This is a genomic window from Wenzhouxiangella sp. 15190, assembly GCF_003417465.1.
Taxonomy (GTDB): domain Bacteria; phylum Pseudomonadota; class Gammaproteobacteria; order Xanthomonadales; family Wenzhouxiangellaceae; genus Wenzhouxiangella.
Genome location: NZ_QVMV01000033.1, coordinates 18,548 through 34,744, shown reverse-complemented (window position 1 = coordinate 34,744; position 16,197 = coordinate 18,548). Strand labels below are relative to the sequence as shown.

General features: G+C 64.3%; 15 protein-coding genes. 7 read left to right on the top strand and 8 right to left on the bottom strand.

Going from position 1 to position 16,197, the window contains the following annotated elements; translation table 11 throughout:
* The 4 genes from DZK26_RS09650 to DZK26_RS09635 form a co-directional block, all read left to right on the top strand.
* A partial coding sequence (locus tag DZK26_RS09650) for a hypothetical protein (protein ID WP_220376494.1) occupies positions 1-380 on the top strand: 380 nt, incomplete at its 5' end.
* A 349-nt stretch (positions 381-729) separates the two neighbouring features.
* A complete protein-coding gene (locus DZK26_RS09645; protein ID WP_181918246.1) occupies positions 730-4,683 on the top strand; it encodes a hybrid sensor histidine kinase/response regulator in 3,954 nt (1,317 codons plus the stop codon).
* A 33-nt stretch (positions 4,684-4,716) separates the two neighbouring features.
* Entirely contained in the window at positions 4,717-5,301 is a 585-nt protein-coding gene (locus DZK26_RS09640; protein WP_116897054.1) for a LemA family protein, read from the top strand.
* A gap of 143 nt (positions 5,302-5,444) precedes the next feature.
* Positions 5,445-7,325, top strand: a complete 1,881-nt coding sequence (locus DZK26_RS09635) for a M48 family metallopeptidase (protein ID WP_116897055.1) — start codon at positions 5,445-5,447, stop codon at positions 7,323-7,325.
* Positions 7,326-7,345: 20 nt separating this feature from the next.
* Here DZK26_RS09635 and DZK26_RS09630 read toward each other — a convergent pair whose 3' ends face one another.
* The 3 genes from DZK26_RS09630 to DZK26_RS09620 all read right to left on the bottom strand — a co-directional run bounded on the left by DZK26_RS09630 (position 7,346) and on the right by DZK26_RS09620 (position 10,982).
* On the bottom strand, positions 7,346-7,969 hold the full coding sequence (locus DZK26_RS09630; RefSeq protein ID WP_116897056.1) for a hypothetical protein: 624 nt from the start codon (positions 7,967-7,969) through the stop codon (positions 7,346-7,348).
* A 132-nt stretch (positions 7,970-8,101) separates the two neighbouring features.
* The gene (locus tag DZK26_RS09625) at positions 8,102-9,721 is read right to left on the bottom strand and encodes a GMC family oxidoreductase (RefSeq protein ID WP_116897057.1); all 1,620 of its coding nucleotides are present in this window, start codon (positions 9,719-9,721) and stop codon (positions 8,102-8,104) included.
* 79 nt (positions 9,722-9,800) lie between these two features.
* Positions 9,801-10,982: a class I SAM-dependent methyltransferase gene (locus tag DZK26_RS09620; RefSeq protein ID WP_258870808.1), complete on the bottom strand. Its 1,182-nt coding sequence runs from the start codon at positions 10,980-10,982 to the stop codon at positions 9,801-9,803.
* On the opposite strand from DZK26_RS09620, the gene DZK26_RS09615 reads away from it, so the two are divergent.
* Complete coding sequence (locus DZK26_RS09615) at positions 10,961-11,728, top strand: pteridine reductase (protein ID WP_404976205.1); 768 nt, start codon at positions 10,961-10,963, stop codon at positions 11,726-11,728. The genes DZK26_RS09620 and DZK26_RS09615 overlap by 22 nt on opposite strands.
* A gap of 6 nt (positions 11,729-11,734) precedes the next feature.
* On the opposite strand, the gene DZK26_RS09610 is transcribed toward DZK26_RS09615, so the two are convergent.
* The 5 genes from DZK26_RS09610 to tsaD form a co-directional block, all read right to left on the bottom strand.
* Complete coding sequence (locus DZK26_RS09610) at positions 11,735-12,493, bottom strand: bifunctional 2-polyprenyl-6-hydroxyphenol methylase/3-demethylubiquinol 3-O-methyltransferase UbiG (protein ID WP_116897058.1); 759 nt, start codon at positions 12,491-12,493, stop codon at positions 11,735-11,737.
* 49 nt (positions 12,494-12,542) lie between these two features.
* Positions 12,543-13,103: a hydrolase gene (locus DZK26_RS09605; protein WP_116897059.1), complete on the bottom strand. Its 561-nt coding sequence runs from the start codon at positions 13,101-13,103 to the stop codon at positions 12,543-12,545.
* Between the two features lie 199 nt (positions 13,104-13,302).
* A complete protein-coding gene (folK, locus tag DZK26_RS09600) occupies positions 13,303-13,824 on the bottom strand; it encodes a 2-amino-4-hydroxy-6-hydroxymethyldihydropteridine diphosphokinase (RefSeq protein WP_116897060.1) in 522 nt (173 codons plus the stop codon).
* Positions 13,821-14,177 carry a dihydroneopterin aldolase gene (folB, locus tag DZK26_RS09595; protein ID WP_116897061.1) on the bottom strand — a complete coding sequence of 119 codons (357 nt, stop codon included), beginning with the start codon at positions 14,175-14,177 and terminating at the stop codon, positions 13,821-13,823. Before folB ends, folK begins: the two co-directional genes overlap by 4 nt.
* Positions 14,178-14,372: 195 nt before the next feature.
* A complete protein-coding gene (gene tsaD / locus DZK26_RS09590) occupies positions 14,373-15,365 on the bottom strand; it encodes a tRNA (adenosine(37)-N6)-threonylcarbamoyltransferase complex transferase subunit TsaD (protein ID WP_116897062.1) in 993 nt (330 codons plus the stop codon).
* A gap of 60 nt (positions 15,366-15,425) precedes the next feature.
* On the opposite strand from tsaD, the gene rpsU reads away from it, so the two are divergent.
* Together rpsU and DZK26_RS09580 are read left to right on the top strand one after the other, a co-directional pair.
* Complete coding sequence (gene rpsU / locus DZK26_RS09585; RefSeq protein WP_116897063.1) at positions 15,426-15,641, top strand: 30S ribosomal protein S21; 216 nt, start codon at positions 15,426-15,428, stop codon at positions 15,639-15,641.
* Positions 15,642-15,681: 40 nt separating this feature from the next.
* Positions 15,682-16,128 carry a GatB/YqeY domain-containing protein gene (locus DZK26_RS09580; protein ID WP_116897064.1) on the top strand — a complete coding sequence of 149 codons (447 nt, stop codon included), beginning with the start codon at positions 15,682-15,684 and terminating at the stop codon, positions 16,126-16,128.
* The last annotated feature ends 69 nt before the right edge of the window (positions 16,129-16,197 follow it).

Sequence of the window (16,197 nt, the reverse complement as noted above, 5' to 3'; positions counted from 1 at the left end):
AAGGCGGCATGGACGATGATCGGCTTGCCAATGCCTGGTTACTGCTGGGCAATGCACGCTTCAACCAGGCGGGTCCCGGTGATCGTGAACAGCGCATGGTAGCCGACGAGGCATTTGCCAATGCAGAGCGTTTCGATCGTACGAAACAGGAAGCCGGAAATTGGCGTGAATACATATCGGCCATCAATCAGACCGAGCGGCGTCAGGCGATGCTGGAGGAAGACCAGCAGCAACGCATGGCCGAGGCGACACAGGAACGTCAGCTGACAGCCTGTCGTGCGCGCCAGTTGGCCGGCTCCAGCCTGAGCGAAGAGTGCAAGGAACTGCTTGCGGCCGACAGCGACGAAGGTGACGACCCTCAATCCGATTCGGAAGAATGAGAGCAAGCCCCGTCCAGTCAGGGTAGGGTCTTCCCTCGGTCTGAGAGCTGCACATGCTCCCCCGACAGCGGGGCGTATCTGCGCAATCCGTTCAACGTCATCGTTTTCAGCGGGGGAAGAACCGGGAATCACGGGGTGCAGTAACGCTGATTCATCGTAATAGCGGGCGTTCCTTTCTTCTCTCCTCGCATGTTCTGGCCTAACACCCGCTTTGCTCGAGTGAATCACCGTCCGACCCGGGCGCCAGCTTCTTTCCGCAAGACTTGAATCGGGAATTCAGGCCGCTATCCTTGGGGGCTCATGGCGGGCAAGGAACAGCATGAGGGTCAGTGATAGTTCGAGAACGCCAATGCATCTTCTGCGCATTGTAGCGTTGCCGGTCGTGATCTTCCTTTTCTCGCCCATGCTGGGCGCCAGCGAACTCGGCCCGGTCTTTCGCACGCTCAGTGTCTCCGAAGGGCTGCCCGACCGCCGTGTCGAAGACATCGTCCAGGACACGCACGGCTATATCTGGATCGGCACCCGCGGTGGCCTCATCCGGCACGAGGGCGACCGCATGCGTGTCATCTCGAGCGACGCCGACGAGCCCGATCCGCTGCCGGGTAGCAACGTCATGTCGCTCATGGCTCACAGCGACGGCACGGTCTGGGCCGCGGTCGAAGACCGCGGAGCGGTGCAGATCGGACCCGATCTCAGGCTTCGAACCCATCTGGAACCGCAAGAGCAGGGTGGGCGACTGCCGGACGAACAGATCTGGTCGATGGCCAAAGACTGCGACGGGCGTGTGTGGCTGGCTTTCATGCGCGGCGGGGTTGCCGTCTACGATCCGGCGACCAACGCAATCGAGCGTTTCCCGCAAACGGCGGAGGCCGGGTTGAATCCGGAAGGGTTCCAGGTGCACCTCCAGGTCGACTCCACCTGTCGGCTCTGGCTGGTTCAGACAAGCCAGATTTCCTATTACGACACGGCCCGGCAGGCGTTCGTGCCGGTTCGCAAGCCCGGTGAAGGCCGATTCGCCATGACGTTGGCTGAAGCCGAAGGGCGTATCTATTTCAACGAAGGCGGCGCACTCTACGAGCTCGGGCCCGTGGAGGACGCACCGAGTGCCGAACCCGCGCGGATTGCCGCCATCGAGGCGATCATCACCGATATTGCCGACGATCCCCAGAGCGAACAGATCCTCGTCGGCACGACCGTCGGCCTACACCGGAAGTCACCCGGTAGCGACGGCGAACTTCGCGTCGTGCGCCACGTGCCGGGGATCGCCGACGGCCTGCCTTCAAATTCCATTGACGGTCTGATGTTCGATCGCGAGGGCGGTTTGTGGCTGACGACGACCCGCAGCGGCGCCGCCTACCTTCCACCGGGCTCGGCCGCATTCGAACGCTATCAACCGGTCCCCGGCGTTGATGATCGGACGGTGCTGAACGTCGAGCCGGCCATCAGTCTCTACTGGGATGAACAAGCCGGCGGCTACTGGGTCGGCGGGCTGCGCGGTGAACTGCAGTTCCTGCCGGTCGACCCGTTCGAGGGAGACTTTCCCGAATCACCCGAACCCGCGCTGGCGACGATTCCGCGTTCGGCCGTTCTGGATGTCATGCGCGAGGGCCAGTCGTTGTACGTCACCATGCAGACCGGTGTCGTGCGCGTCGACATCGGGCCGGGAGGCGGCCACAACGTTCTGATGCGCCGCAAGCAGCTCGATTCCGGCAATTTCTGGCTAACCCGGCGCAAGGACGCCGATCGTCTCTGGATCGGAACCCGCAGCGCCGGCGTGTTCCTGTTCGATGAACGAAGCGAAGAATACGAGCGATTCCATCCCGGAGGCCAGGGCCGCCATCATCTGCCCGAAGCCGGTCCCATGGATTTGATCGAGAGCCCGGAAGGTGGCTGGTGGCTGATCGGGGCCGAAACCGTCTACCGCTGGCACGGGGAGGAGGGCTTCGTGGCCCGGCCGATCGCCCTGGATGGACCTTTGGCCGCGGCCGCCTGGCACGATCGAGACCTGTGGCTGGCGACCAGCCACTCGATTCAATCATGGCGCCCTTCGGGCCCGCGTATCGAAAAGACACATGCGTTCTCCCTGCAGGGGCGGCTGCCGCCCGGGCGTCTGTCCAGAATTCTGCCCGATGATCACGGCAATCTCTGGTTGCTGAGAACAAGCGGCTTGTCCGTCTACCGACCTGGTGACGGCAGCCTCCGGCATCTGAACCAAAAGGACGGGCTGGCGACCGTGGAGTTCGGCGAACGCGCCGCCGTCACGCTGCCCGATGGCCGGCTCGCGTTCGGTGGGCGCGGCGGTATCGTCACGGTTGATCCGGCGCGTCTGAGCCGCGTTACGGTCCCGCCCGAAGTGCATGTCACCGGTCTCCAGGCGGGTGACCGGAGCATCGAGTTCTCGCCGGGTGAAGACGGAGCGATCGAGCTCGATCACGACGACAACAATCTGTTCATCGACTTTCTGGCTACCTCGTACCTGGCGATGGAGCGCACGCGCTACCGCGTCAAGCTGGAAGGCTGGGACGCCGACTGGATCCGGCTTACCGGCCAGACAAGGCACCACTACTCGAGCCTGCCGCCGGGCCGCTATCGCTTCCGCGTACAAGCGGCGGCCCCGGGCGGCCCCTGGAACGAGGATGGGGATGAGCTTTCCGTCGTCATCCGGCAGCCGCCGTGGTTGAGCGGCTGGGCGATGGCCGCCTACGCATTACTGGCGGTGACCGGCGCCGGGGCCGGGTATCGTGGCTATCGCCGCGCCAATCAGCGCAGGCGGGAAGTTCGGGACGCCCGCCAGAAGCGTGCCCTGGCCGAAGAGCAGCGCCAGATCATCACCCGGCTCAATACCAGCCTCGAACCGATACTGCTTGCCGAGACCATCGCCCGGGAGATCGCGCTGGTAACCGGCGGACGGCGAGCCTGGATGGGTTATATCGACGAACACCTGCCGCGTGATCTGGTCTGCAGCGAGCCGGAGGCCGAGCCGTTGACGCGGGAACAGTGGCGCCAGCAACTCAATGATGCCGATGGCGCTACCGATCTCGCGCTGACGCTGCGCGTGGACGAACGGGAAGTGGCCCGGGTCCTGGTCCAGGGAGCCCAGGGCGATTTCACGGGAGAAAGCCGCGAACGCTTGCGTCTGCTCGAGGAAATGGCCGGCCAGACGCTTCACAACGCCCTGTTGCTGCAGCGCGTGCGCACGCTGGCCGAACACGCCGAGCAGGCCAGCAAGGCCAAATCCGAGTTCCTGGCCACCATGAGTCACGAAATCCGAACCCCTCTGCACGGCGTGCTGGGCATGGTCGAACTGCTCCACGAAACCGAGACCGAGCCCGGCCAGCAGGACATTCTCGATACCCTGCGTCAGTCCGGGCTTCAGCTGCAGCGCATCATCGACGACGTGCTCGACATATCCCGCATCGAAGCCGGACGGATGAGCCTCAATCCGCAGCCCTTCGACCTGGCCGCGATGCTGGAACAGGTGGTCGACCTGCATGCACCCAACGCCGCCCGCAAGGGGCTGGACCTGCGCCTGAGAATCGCGTCCGACCTGCCACTGGCGGCGACGGGTGACAGCGATCGCATCAGCCAGGTGCTCGGCAATCTGCTCAACAATGCCGTCAAGTTCACCGAGCATGGCGGCATCGAGATGAGTGCCGCCGTCGGCGACGACGGTCAGCTGGTGCTGGTGGTGTCCGATTCGGGGCCGGGCATAAGCGACCAGGATCGCGAGCGCCTGTTCGAGCCGTTCACGCAACTGGATGCATCGATTACCCGCTCCTACAGCGGCTCGGGCCTGGGCCTGGCGATCTGTCGCCGGCTCGTCGACGCCATGGACGGCCGGCTGGATCTGATCGACGCCTGCCACGGCGGCAGCCGGTTCCGGGTACGGCTTCCGGGACTCGACTCTTCGGCCGAAGTCGCCGCGGATCGGTTCTCGAGTTTGTTGGCCGATCAGCGGGTCGCCGCCAGTGTTTCCGCGCCGACCCTGCGGATCCTCAAGGGGCTGGGCCGGCGATGGGGCATTCGGGTCATTGATGCGCGTGTGGAACCACAGCCCTGCGACGTGCTTCTGGTGGACCCGCAAACGCTCGACGGGACCGACGCGAGCCGTCTTGATCGGTGGCACCAATCTGCCGAGGCCCTGGTCTGGCTCCAGTCCCCGTTCGCTTCGCGCCAGGGTCCGGCGCCATTGTTGCCCGAGGGCGCGCATTTCCTGCGCTGGCCGCTGGTCGAGAGTCGATTCGTCGGCCTGCTGTTCGACCTTCGCATCGGCGGCACTGACGCCGGCGAGTTCAGCGAGTAAACTGAATCCGGACTTTGCAAGGAGGACAGGCCCATGGAATGGGTGCTTTTGATTATCGTCGTGGCGGCCGCGGCTTTCGCCATCACGATCTACAACCGTTTGGTGGCCGCGCGCAATCGCTACAAGAACGCGTTTGCGCAGATCGACGTGCAGCTCAATCGCCGCCACGACCTGATCCCCAACCTGGTCGAGGTCGCCAGAAAGTACATGAGCCACGAGCGAGAAACGCTCGAGGCCGTCATTCAGGCACGCAACGGCGCGCACCAGCAACTCAAGTCCACGGCGGCCGACCCCTCCGACCCGGATGCCATGCGCAAGCTCTCCGAGGCCGAGCAGGGCCTGTCCGGCGCGCTGGGCCGGCTGTTTGCCCTGTCGGAGAATTATCCCGATCTCAAGGCCAACCAGAACATGATGCAGCTCTCCGAGGAGTTGACCAGCACGGAAAACAAGGTCGCCTTCGCGCGCCAGGCCTTCAACGACTCGGTCATGAACTACAATACGCTGCGCGAGAGTTTCCCGGCCAACATCATCGCCGGCATGTTCACCTTCAAGCCGGCCGAGCTCCTCGAGATCGACGATCCGGAGAAGCGCGAGGCCGTGCAAGTCGATTTCGGTTGAGTATGTTGTCGAACCAAGCCCGCGTAGGTCGCGGTAACATCCGCGACGGACGACCATTCGGTATGTTCACGCATCGCTACGTGTATCGAGGCCCTCTACGTTGTCCGTCGGCGATGTAACGCCGACCTACGCTGCTGTAAGCGATGAATTTTTTCGAACATCAGGACAAGGCCCGCCGGCAAACCCGATTTCTGGTCGTCATGTTCGCCCTGGCGGTGGTCGCGATCATTGCCGCCGTCGACGTGTTCGTCTATTTCGCAATCGGGCCCGATCCCTGGACGCTGTTCTGGGCGACGGTGATTACCGGCGGCATCATCGTCGGCGCCAGCGCGATGCGCATGCTGCAGTTGCGCGGCGGCGGGGGCGAGGTGGCACAGGCCATGGGCGGGACCCGCATCGATGCCGCCCCGTCCGATCCCCTGCGCCAGCGACTTCGCAACGTGGTCGAGGAAATGGCCATCGCCTCCGGCGTACCCGTACCCGAAATCTATGTGCTCGAGCAAGAGCAGGGCATCAACGCCTTCGCCGCCGGCTTTTCCCCGGCCGATGCGGCGGTCGCCGTCACGCGCGGCACGCTCGAACACCTCGACCGCGATGAACTGCAGGGCGTGATCGCCCACGAGTTCAGCCATGTACTCAACGGCGATATGCGGCTCAACATCCGACTGATCGGATTCCTGTTCGGCATCCTGGTGATCGCCATCGTCGGCCGCAAGTTGCTCTATTCGGCCCGGTTCGCGCGCGACAGCCGTAATGCGGCCCCGGCGGTACTTGCCGGCCTGGGCATCGTCGTGCTGGGCTATATCGGGCTGTTCTTCGGGCGCTGGATCAAGGCGGCCGTTTCCCGCCAGCGTGAATTTCTGGCCGACGCCTCGGCGGTGCAATTCACGCGCAATCCCGACGGCATCGGCACGGCACTCAAGAAGATCGGTGCGCTCTCCGCCGGCTCCTTCATGACGGCCGACAGCGAAGAGGTCGGACACATGCTGTTTTCCACCGGCATGGGCTATCAGATGTTCGCCACGCATCCGCCGCTGGAAAAGCGGATCGAGGCCATCGATCCGTCGTTCAGGCCCGAGCAACTGGAAGACATCAAACGCGAGCTGGACCGGCACGCCCGGGCGCGCAAGGCCGAGGCGGAGGAGTCCGAACGCCGGCAACAGACGGCCGAAGCGGCAGAAGGCATCGACCCGGCCCGGCTGGTCACCGACCTGGGCGGCCTGGCGGAGCAGATCGGGCAGCCGGGCCTGGAACAGGCGTTGACTGCCGCGGTCATGGCCGCGGGTATTCCCGCTCCGCTCGAGCGTGCCGCTCACTCGGACGAATGGGCCCAGGAACTGGTCTGCTGCCTGTTGATCAGTTCCGACAGCGATGTGCGAGAACGGCAGTTGCTGCAGATCGCACGCACGCTTGGCGGGGACAGCGAACAGAAGGTCCGCCAGCTCCACGAGGCAGTGGCCGATCAACCCCGCTCCATCCGCCTGCCACTGGTCGAGGTGGCCTTTCCGCAGATTCGGCGCCGGCCCGAGTCGGGGCTGCTGGACTTCATGCGCCTGCTCGATGAGCTGGCCGGGGCCGATGGCGAGCTGGACATGCACGAGTTTGCACTCACGCGCCTGGTCAATGTCCTGGTCCGTGATGCCTTGCGACCGGCGCAGACCGCTGCGTCCGGCCGACGCAAGCTTTCTGCGCGCAAGCCGGAGGCGACCGAACTGATGGCCATCCTCGCCCGCTATGGCCATCCGGACGACCCCGACGGGGCGGAGTCGGCCTTCGCGGCGGGCATGTCCGAACTCGAGGGCCAGGTTCCCGCCATGCCTTCGGTGGCCGGCTGGGCCGGTCGCCTGGACGACCTGCTCGCGCGGCTCGATGACCTGCGGCCGGCATCGAAGCATGCGCTGGTGGTGGCGTTGTTGCGCTGCGCCGCTGATGATGAACAAGTCGTCGCCGACGAGCTCGACCTGCTACGCGTGGTGTGCGCGTTGCTGCACGTGCCCCTGCCGTTGATGGGACCGGCCGGCTAGGCCGGCCGGTCTCGGGGTGCTCATTCCTCTGCGGCGAAAGCGCAGTCGACTTCCGGGTTGAAGTCCTCGAACAGCCCGGCCGGGTTTTCGCGAGCCGACCACACGTGCAGGGCCCAGATGTCCAGATTGGGATTGAAGCGCAGTTCGCGGCCGAAGAACTCCGGCGGCTCTTCCTGTTTCCAGTCTTCGGCGGGGATGATGTATTCCACGCCCAGAAACGCCATCGAGCCGTCCTCGGCAGGTACGTAAAGCAGGACTTCGGGCTCGAGCAGGCTCAGTTGCCCGCCGTCGGCCAGGTAGTCCAGGTTGGCGACGTGATAACCCATGCCGCCGGGCGGCGCCTCGACGCATTCGCTGATGGTCGTGTCCCAGCCGGCCGCCGCGGCGACATCGTGGCTGTGGAAGGCCACCGTGGCCAGACGGAGCTGGTCGAGCTCGGCGCTGTAGTCGTCCTCTTCGCTTTCATCCAGGCATTCCGGAGGCAGGTTGCCGCCGAGCATGCCCAGGAGTACGCAATAGCGCATGCTCGGGCCCGCATCGCCGGGCGGCCCGGATTGCGCGAATGCGGTCGGAGCGGCGAAAGCCAGCATCAGCAGGGCCAGTGCGGCCGGCAATGTGTTGATGAGCTTGTTGTATCGGGTCATGACGATCTCCTTGCGTGCTGTGAAACCGGCGCCGTCGGGATGACAGCGCTTGTCCCGCAGTTTCGGCAGGAGAACGGGCGATGACTTGCGAAAAACCTGAAGAAATCCTCAGGAAATACTTCAAATGCGTACTCAGGCGGCTTCGCCGGCCCGTGGCTGTCGGGCAGCGGCCTCTGCACGGATCATGTCGGCGGCCTTCTCTGCAATCATGATCGTCGGCGCATTGGTGTTGCCGCCCACCAGGGTGGGCATGATCGAGGCATCGACGACGCGCAGGCCTTCCAGTCCGCGAACCTTCAGCTGCGGATCGACCACGGCGTGGGGGTCGCTGCCCATGCGACAGGTGCCGACGGGGTGGTAGATCGTCTCGGCCTTGGTGCGGATGAAGTCGATCAGGTCGTCGCGTTCGTTGATGTCATTGCCGGGGTTGATCTCGTGGGCCCGGAAGGCCCGGAAGGCAGGCTGTTCCAGGATACGCCGCGAGAGCTTGATGCATTCGAGCATCATTTCCAGATCCTCAGGCTCGCTCAGGTAGTTGGCGTGAATGGCGATCGGCTCTCTGGCGTCGCCGGAACGGATCGCCAGGTGGCCGCGGCTGAGGGGCCGCAAGGGGCAGGCGTGCAGCGTATATCCGTCGCCGGGCAGGCGGTTGCGGCCATGATCGTCGAGCAGGGCCGGCACGAAGTGCATCTGGATGTCGGGGCGGTCGTCGCGGTCGCGACCACTGACGACAAAGGCGCCCGCCTCGGCGATGTTCGACGTGCCCTCGCCCTCGTGGTGGAGGAAATAGCGCAGGCCGACCCGCAGCTCGTTGAGCTGGTCGTAGGTGACCGGCTGGGAACAGCGCGTGAGCGTGCAGATATCGAGATGATCCTGGAGGTTCCGGCCGACTTCGAGCAACTCGTGCCGGCAGGTGACGCCGGCGGATTCGAGCATCCCCGCCGGGCCGATGCCCGAGACCATCAAAAGCTGCGGTGAATTGATGGACCCGGCGGTCAGCAGGACCTCGCGTTCGGCCACGGCCGTGCGCGTGGTGCCGTGCCGACGGTAACGAACACCGTTGATCCGGTCGTTGCCGGCGAAGGTCAATCCCAGGGTGAAGGCGCCGGTGAGCACGGTCAGGTTGGGGCGTGACCGGACCGGATCGAGAAAACCGGTGGCGGTGCTGCAGCGGCGCCCCTGGCGCTGGGTGACCTGGTAGAAGCCGACGCCGCGCTGGGCCGGTCCGTTGAAATCGGGATTGCGGGCGAAACCGGCCTGATCGGCGGCCTGGATGAAGACATCGCTGAGCGGGTTGGTGTAGCTCAGGTCGGAGATGCTCAGCGGACCGTCGGTGCCGTGCAGGTCGGATTCGCCGCGCGCCTGGTTCTCCGATTTGCGAAAGTAGGGCAGTACGTCCTCCCAACTCCAGCCTGGATTGCCGGCAGCCGCCCACTCGTCGTAGTCGCTGCGGTGCCCGCGCGTATAGCACATGGCGTTGATCGAACTCGACCCGCCGAGTACCTTGCCGCGCGGCCAGTAGAGCCGGCGGTTGTTGAGCGCCGGTTCCGGCTCGGTCTCGTAGTTCCAGTTCAGCGACTTGAAGTTGACCAGCTTGGCCAGGCCGGCCGGCATGTGGATGAAGGGGTTCCAGTCCCGCGGCCCGGCCTCGAGCAGCAGCACGCTGACATCCGGATCGGCGCTGAGCCGGTTGGCCAGGACACATCCGGCTGAACCGGCGCCGACGATGATGTAGTCATAGGTTCTGGGCATGATGCTGCGCCTGAGTTTATCGCATCATCGATGATAGACGCGCGATTTAGAACGGGGGGTCTAGATGGAGAGTGTTCATTCAAAGCCTATGCAACTGGCTCATCAACCCGAATCCACTCAATGGCGAATCAAGGCCCCGGCTCAGTCCAATCACCTTGAACTTTTCGCCCATCTCGCCGGGCAGGGTCAGGCGCTTGAGTTCGCCGGCCAGTTTCAGGCGTTGTCGATCATTGCTTGCCGCCTCGACGGCTTCGTGCGCCCCGAGCCCGAGCAGAAAACCCGCCTGGCTGGTGAAGCCGGCCACTTCGAGCCCGATCCGGGTGCCGGCTTCGGCCACGGCGGTAAAGTCGACGAAGGCCGATATGTCGGTCAGTCCCGGCCAGACGAAGGGGTCGAAGTGGGCACGATGGCGGTAGTGGCAGACCAGGGTGCCTTCGCCGCGGTCGGGGAGATAGTATTCCTCGCGCGGGTAGCCGTAGTCGATAAACAGCACCAGCCCGCTGGAGAGGGCTTCGGTGACGGTTTCGACCCAGCCGGGCAGGTCGATGCAGACTTCGCTGGCGAAACCGTCCGGAAGCGGCCGTGAGAGCCGTTGCCGGAGTCCCGAGACGGCTTCCTGCAGTCGCGGGCGGGGCGGGCCGCTGGCCCAGACAAAGCGCTTTCCGTCGAACTCCACGCACTGCTCGAGCAGTTCATCATGCTCGCCGATCTCGAAGCGGGCCACCGGCAGGGCGTCAATGACTTCATTGCCGACGATGATGCCGTCAAAAGGCTCGCCCGGTGGCTGGTCGATCCAGCGAACGCGCTCGAACAGTTCCGTGGGCAATCGCGACAGGGTTTCATGCTGAACTTCGCGCAACGGCGCGCTGGGTTCGAGGATCAGGTATTCGCGCGGCAGCCTGCTCAGGCTTTCGAGGAGATCGCGTGCCAGCACGCCGGAGCCTGCACCCAGCTCCATCAGCGTCCAGTTCCTGCCCAGCTGCCCGGCGACCTCGTCGCACTGGCGCGCCAGCGCGGCCGCGAACAGGCCACCCTGTTCCGGTGCGGTGACGAAATCGCCGGCCGAGCCGAATTTGTGCAGACCGTTGACGTAGTAGCCCAATCCCGGCTCGTACAATGCCATCTGCATGTAGCGATCGAAGGACATCGGCCCGCTGCGTTCGATTTCGGCCACGATATTTCGGCACAATCGTTCGCTCAGGCTCGCCAGTTCGGCCGGCGGCTCGGGCAGTGACAGGGATGGAGAAACGGATGAATACAAACGTGGAAGCCCAGCGTGGACGTGTGGCGATTGTAACCGGCGCGGCCCGGCGCATCGGCGCGGCCATCGCCCGCCGACTGCATGGCCGGGGGCTGGATGTCGTGATCCACTATCGCGGCTCCGGCGATGAAGCCGAGGCGTTGCGCGCGGAGTTGCTCGAGCGCCGGAGCCATTCGGTTGCCCTCATCCAGGCCGACCTGGCCGATCATGCCGCTCCCGAACGCCTCCGCGACGCCGCGCTGGACGCCTTCGGGCGAATCGACGTACTCGTCAACAGCGCCTCGGCTTTCTACCCGACGCCGGTCGGTTCGGCCACGCAGGCGCAATGGGATGAATTGATGGCCAGCAACCTGCGCGCACCGTTTTTCCTCTCACAGGCCTGTGGCGCCGAACTGGCGGCGCGCGAGGGCACGATCGTCAACATGGTCGACATCCACGGCCTGGTGCCGCTTCCGAACCACCCCGTCTACAGCCAGGCCAAGGCCGGCCTGATTGCCCAGACGCGCTCACTGGCAAAGGAACTGGCACCCGAAGTCCGCGTCAACGGCGTCGCGCCCGGCGCCATCCTGTGGCCGGAGGGCGGGGAATCGCCCGAGGCCGGCGAGGAAATCCTCGAGCGCGTCCCATTGGCGCGACAGGGCCGGCCGGAAGACGTCGCGGGCGCGGTCGCTTTTCTGGCCCTGGACGCGCCCTATATCACCGGCCAGATCCTCGCAGTCGACGGCGGCCGGCTCCTGAACCTCTGAGCCGATTCAGATCCAGCCGACGGCCACCACGCGCTTGCGGTGGCGGTGCTGCTCGTAACCGTCTTCCGGCGGCTCGATCAGGGCGACGTCGCGAAAACCGACCTTCTCCATGATCCACAGCAGCGTCGGCGCGCTCGGGGCCAGGCAGATGCCACCGGTCGAGCCTTCCGGACCGTGCGTTTCATGGGTTTCGTCGATGACGCTGAAACAGCCCTGGATCGGATGCACGAACTCGTAGCTGCCCCAGTCCAGCGGCCCGGAGAGATGCGGCCCGACCTGCGTTTCGATCAGGCACACCCGCTGGCAGTAACGGTGGGCGGCACGAATGGCCGCCACCGGGTTTTCGAGGTGGTAGAGCAGGCCGAACATCAGCACGATGTCGGCCGGTTCGACCCCGGAGTCGTCGATGTGCTCAATGTCGGACTGGATAAACGATACCGCGTCCAGCCCAAGCGCTCGCATCATCAGCCGCGAGTCCGCCACGTGGCTTTCACGCGGTTCCAGGCCGGTCACTCGCGAGCAACCAATGTGTGCCAGGTGCATGCTGAACCAGCCCTGGTGCGAGGCCAGGTCGAGCGCCGTCAACTGCTCATCGGCAAGTGCCGGCCCGAGTACCTTGCGCATCATTGCCAGCCGCGTCTCGTGCACAGCGACAGCCGATTTGGGCAGGTAGGAAGCGGTGCTCCTGCCGTCGGGCAGATCGAAGGGGTAAAACCATTTGCGCTGGTGGATTGCCGCGATCAGTTCGGCTTGCGATTCGTTCACTTTGGGGGCTCAGTCGGGATCAGTGGCAATTATCGTCGAAACTGCCCGGCTATTTCAGCAGGCGGGTAACGTCTCGGAATTTCGGATGGCCGGCATCGCCCATCAGCTCGAATAGCACCATCTCGACGTTGCTCAGGTGCACGCCGGCGGCTTGCATGCGCCGGAAGGCGATATCGCGGTTGAAGGCCGAGCGCGAGGAGACCGCGTCGGCGACCAGGTGGACCTCGTAGTTTTCCGAGCGCAGGGCCGCGGCGGTTTGCCAGACGCAGACGTGGGCCTCGATGCCGGCCAGAAGGATGCGATCACGGCCGGATGCGCGAACGGCTTCCCGCAGAGTCTCGTCGCCCCAGCAGCCGAATTTGCTCTTGGCACAGGGCGAGTAGCCTTCGAGTTTCCCGGCCAGCTCGGGCACGGTGGGCCCCAGCTTGTCGGGCAGTTGCTCGGCCCAGATGACCGGCACCTCGAGTAGGCGGCAGGCTTCGATGAGCACCTGCTGCTGATGGATCATCGCTTCGGACTCGTGCATGATCCGCGCCAATTTGCCTTGAACATCGACGAGGAGGAGGAGGGCGTTTTCGGGAGTGGGGTGGTCTATGGTTGGTGTTGCCATACGGATTCCCTGAGTACGGGTCGATGAAATTCGAAATTCGAAATCTCAAATCCGAAACAAATTCGAAAACCCAAGCACGAAACGCGGCGGCCGGATGCTTTTCGAATTTCGTGCTTCGTGCTTGTTTCGGATTTCGATATTCGGATTTCGGATTTGGTTCAAACTTTGGTGCTTCGAAATTCGGATTTGTTCCATTTGTTCAACCACTCCCCCACCAATTCGGCGAGGCGGGTTGAGTGTCACCGAGGTCGGCGGCTTCGAGGGATCGATCTCCCTCGAACTCCTCCCAGTGCTCGGCGAATGTCTTCCCCGTTACCGGATGCTGCAACTGCGGCGCCAGATCGGCCAGGGGCTTGAGGACGTGGGCGTATTTCAGGATCTCCTCGCGCGGCAGGGTCAGGCCGTCGAAGTCGCCGACCTTGTCGTCATGCAACAGGATGTCGATGTCCAGGGTCCGGTCGGAGAATCGGGGCTGGCTGCGGTCGCGGCCGTGCTCGTCTTCCAGTGCGGTCAGCCATTGTTTGAGTTCGGTCGGCGACCAGTCGGTTTCGATGCGTGCCGCGCAGTTGAGGAAGTCGTCGCCGGAGAAACCGACGGCGGCGGACCGATAGACCGGTGAAATGGCCGTGTTGGCGAACTTGCGGTACAGCGCGCGGATGCCCGAGCGAATATTGGCCTCGGCATCCCGGTTGGAACCCAGCCCCAGGTACACGGTGCTCATGGCTTTCTGCCCCGTTCGATGCGGATGCCGACCGATTTCGAGCCTCGCACGGCGCCGGGCTTGTCGAGCTCGAGCCGCAGCCAGTCGACGGGGAATTCCTCGAGCACGATCTCGGCGCAACGCTCGCCCAGTGTTTCGACCAGCTGGAAACTGCTCGACTCGACGAAACCAATCAGGCGCTTGGCAACGGCCTTGTAGTCGAGCGCGTCGTCGATGCGATCGCTGGACGCCGCCTTGCGAATGTCGCTGCTCATTTCCAGGTTGAGACGAACCGTCTGGCGAATCTTGCGTTCCCAGTCATAGATGCCGATGACGGTTTCGATGTCGAGGTCTTTTATGAAGACAATATCCACTTGGTGAGGCGCTCCCGGGGTTGGGTGTACTGGCGAACGTAAGGCGGTGCGTCAGGCTGTCACGGCGGTCGAGAGCGAAATTCGAAATTCGAATATCGAAATCCGAAACAAGCACGAAGTACGAAATTCGAAACGAAGAACATCAGGTCGCCTTGTTTCGGATTTGGTGCTTCGGATTTCGAATTTGCGCTTTCACTATTGGCTCAGGGAGTCAATGGGCCACCTGGGGCTGACCGCAATCACCCCATCTCGATTAGCCTCAGCGCGTCGGTACCATCCCGCATGGGCGATCATGGCGCCGTTGTCGGTGCATAGCTTGAGCGAGGGATAGTACACGCGGCCGGGGATGCGATGCTCGAGTTCGGCGCGCAGGCGGGTGTTGGCGCTCACTCCGCCGGCGATGACCAGGCGCTGCATGCGGGTTTCCTTGAGGGCGCGTTGGCACTTGATGGCCAGGGTCTCGGCCACGGCCTGTTCGAAGCCGGCGGCAACGTCGGCGTGATCGGCCAGATCCACGCGCGCGATCAGTTCGCGGGTGTGGGTTTTCAGGCCCGAAAAACTGAAGTCCAGGCCCGGGCGGTTGGTCATCGGTCGCGGAAAATCGAATCGGTCGGGGTTGCCGGTTTCGGCCAGGCGGGCGACTTCCGGGCCGCCGGGATAGCCCAGGCCGAGCAGCCGCGCGGTCTTGTCGAAGGCCTCGCCGGCGGCATCGTCGAGCGTCTCGCCCAGCAGCTTGTAGCGGCCGAATCCTTCCACGGCCACCAGCATGGTGTGCCCACCCGACACGAGCAGGGCGACGAAGGGAAATTCCGGCGCCGGATCTTCGAGCAGGGGCGAGAGCAGGTGGCCTTCCATGTGGTGGACGGCAATGGCCGGCACGCCGAGTGCGGCGGCCAGGGCCACGCCGGTGGCCGCACCCACCAGCAGCGCGCCGGCCAGGCCGGGGCCTGCGGTATAGGCGATCGCGTCGAGTTCGTTTGCCGGCATGTTGGCCGAATCGAGCAGCTCACGCACCATGGCCGGCAGCTTGCGCACGTGATCGCGCGAGGCCAGTTCCGGCACCACCCCACCGTAGGCGGCGTGGTCGGCCTGGGTGTAGACCAGGTCCGCGAGGAGGCCCCGGTCGGCGTTGTAGAGGGCTACGCCGGTCTCGTCGCAGGACGTTTCGATGCCAAGAATGTTTTGCACGTCGGGGATTTGCCGGTTTATAATGGTGAGCTTTCCACAAATTACTGGAACGGGATTTTAATGCCGAGTGTAAAGGTCAAGGAAAACGAGCCGTTTGAATACGCCCTGCGCCGCTTCAAGCGCTCCTGCGAGAAGGCCGGGGTGGTCGCCGAAGCGCGCCGCCGCGAGTTCTACGAGAAGCCGACCCAGGAACGCAAGCGCAAGAAGGCCGCGGCCGTCAAGCGCCACCTGCGCAAGATTTCGCGCGAGCGCGTCAACCGCAAGCGACTCTACTGAACACGCATTCTACGCAACTTCTCGGCGAGGCGGGCCGGTCATGTCGCTGAAAGCGCAGATCAATGACGACGTCAAGCAGGCGATGCGTTCCGGTGAAAAGGAACGCCTCAAGACCCTGCGCATGATCACCGCCGCGATCAAGCAGCGCGAAATCGACGAGCGCACCGAGCTCGACGACGCGCAGGTGCTGGCCGTGGTCGAGAAGATGATCAAGCAGCGCCGCGAGTCGGCCGAGCAATACCGGGAGGGCAACCGTCCCGAGTTGGCCGAAGCCGAAGAGGCCGAAATCGCGCTGCTCGAGCCCTACCTGCCGGAGCAGCTCTCCGACGAAGAACTCGACAAGGCCGTCGACGAGGCCATCAGCGAAACCGGCGCCAGCGACATGAGCGGCATGGGCCAGGTCATGGGGCTGCTCAAGCCCCGGCTCCAGGGCCGCGCGGACATGAGCAAGGTCTCCGGGCTGGTCCGTTCGAAACTGGCCGGCTGAGCTTCAGGCCGCTGGGCCTTGCAGCTAAACGCTCGGCGACTCGCTAAAAGTTACATAATGAATGGCGGG

What these genes read in the sequence shown, in the direction of transcription:
- DZK26_RS09645 (WP_181918246.1), top strand. Translation starts at nt 730, where the DNA reads ATGCATCTTCTGCGCATTGTAGCGTTGCCGGTCGTGATCTTCCTTTTC.
- DZK26_RS09640 (WP_116897054.1), top strand. Translation starts at nt 4,717, where the DNA reads ATGGAATGGGTGCTTTTGATTATCGTCGTGGCGGCCGCGGCTTTCGCC.
- DZK26_RS09635 (WP_116897055.1), top strand. Translation starts at nt 5,445, where the DNA reads ATGAATTTTTTCGAACATCAGGACAAGGCCCGCCGGCAAACCCGATTT.
- DZK26_RS09630 (WP_116897056.1), bottom strand. Translation starts at nt 7,969, where the DNA reads ATGACCCGATACAACAAGCTCATCAACACATTGCCGGCCGCACTGGCC.
- DZK26_RS09625 (WP_116897057.1), bottom strand. Translation starts at nt 9,721, where the DNA reads ATGCCCAGAACCTATGACTACATCATCGTCGGCGCCGGTTCAGCCGGA.
- DZK26_RS09615 (WP_404976205.1), top strand. Translation starts at nt 10,961, where the DNA reads ATGGAGAAACGGATGAATACAAACGTGGAAGCCCAGCGTGGACGTGTG.
- DZK26_RS09605 (WP_116897059.1), bottom strand. Translation starts at nt 13,103, where the DNA reads ATGGCAACACCAACCATAGACCACCCCACTCCCGAAAACGCCCTCCTC.
- folK (WP_116897060.1), bottom strand. Translation starts at nt 13,824, where the DNA reads ATGAGCACCGTGTACCTGGGGCTGGGTTCCAACCGGGATGCCGAGGCC.
- rpsU (WP_116897063.1), top strand. Translation starts at nt 15,426, where the DNA reads ATGCCGAGTGTAAAGGTCAAGGAAAACGAGCCGTTTGAATACGCCCTG.
- DZK26_RS09580 (WP_116897064.1), top strand. Translation starts at nt 15,682, where the DNA reads ATGTCGCTGAAAGCGCAGATCAATGACGACGTCAAGCAGGCGATGCGT.